Source organism: Streptomyces silaceus, assembly GCF_001419745.1.
Taxonomy (GTDB): Bacteria; Actinomycetota; Actinomycetes; order Streptomycetales; family Streptomycetaceae; genus Streptomyces; species Streptomyces silaceus.
The window spans coordinates 1-1,166 of record NZ_LIRJ01000533.1; the positions used below are offsets into that span (position 1 = coordinate 1).

The 1,166-nt window shown below is 69.0% G+C and carries 1 protein-coding gene; it reads left to right on the forward strand.

Translation table 11 applies throughout. The features are described 5' to 3' along the window. The coding region (locus AOK22_RS36000; protein ID WP_055702893.1) for an NAD(P)/FAD-dependent oxidoreductase at positions 1 to 921 on the forward strand (921 nt) is incomplete at its 5' end. Positions 922 to 1,166: the final 245 nt, after the last annotated feature.

Below are 1,166 nucleotides of genomic sequence, written 5' to 3' on the forward strand. Positions count from 1 at the left end.
ATCGGCCTGCGCAACCACGTCATCGAACAGATGGACATCGCCTCCTCGACCCGCGACCCCGCGATCCGCGACGCGGCCCTGACCTTCGTCTTCGTGGGCGGCGGCTACGCGGGCGTCGAGGCGCTCGGCGAGCTGGAGGACATGGCGCGCTATGCCTCCCGCTACTACCACAACGTCAAGGCCGAGGACATGAAGTGGATCCTCGTCGAGGCATCGGGCCGGATCCTGCCCGAGGTCGGCGAGGAGATGGGCAAGTACACGGTGCGCGAACTGCGACGGCGCAATATCGACGTACGCCTGGAGACCCGTCTTGACTCGTGCGAGGACCGCGTCGCCGTCCTCAGCGACGGCGCGCGCTTCCCCACCCGCACCGTCGTGTGGACCGCCGGCGTCAAGCCGCACCCCGTGCTCGCCGCCTCCGGCCTGCCCCTGAACGAACGCGGCCGCCTCAAGTGCACCGCGGAGCTGACCGTCGAGGGCGCCCCACACGCGTGGGGCGCGGGAGACGCCGCCGCCGTCCCCGACGTCACCGCCGACGCGCCCGGCACGGAATGCGCCCCCAACGCCCAGCACGCCGTCCGCCAGGCCAAGGTCCTCGGTGACAACATCACCGCATCGCTGAGGGGCAAGCCCCTCCAGGAGTACCGGCACAAATACGTCGGCTCCGTGGCCTCCCTGGGACTGCACAAAGGTGTCGCGCACGTCTACGGACGCAAGCTGAAGGGCTACCCTGCCTGGTTCATGCACCGCGTCTACCACTTGAGCAGAGTGCCGACCGTCAACCGCAAGTCCCGTGTGCTCGCCGAATGGACCCTCTCCGGCCTGTTCAAACGCGAGATCGTCTCCCTGGGATCGCTGGAACACCCCCGTGCGGAGTTCGAACTCGCGGCCGGTGGCAAGCGCCCGAAGGAGTCCTCCTGACCGGAGTCAGGAACTCCCCGCACAGGACCGGCGTCTGACGGATGTCAGTCCGGTCGGTCAGACTGTTCGTGTGACCATGGGCAGGCCGCCAGGCCGACACCAGGGACGTCCGCTCTCGACATGCTGTGTTCCCGATCCAGAAGCGACACCACGAGGCCTACCGCAGTGAACTTCACGCGCTGGAGCGCCCGGCTCCCCGGAACGCAGCGCCGCGCGGCAGCGCGGACCGAACAGGCGGTCCCCGC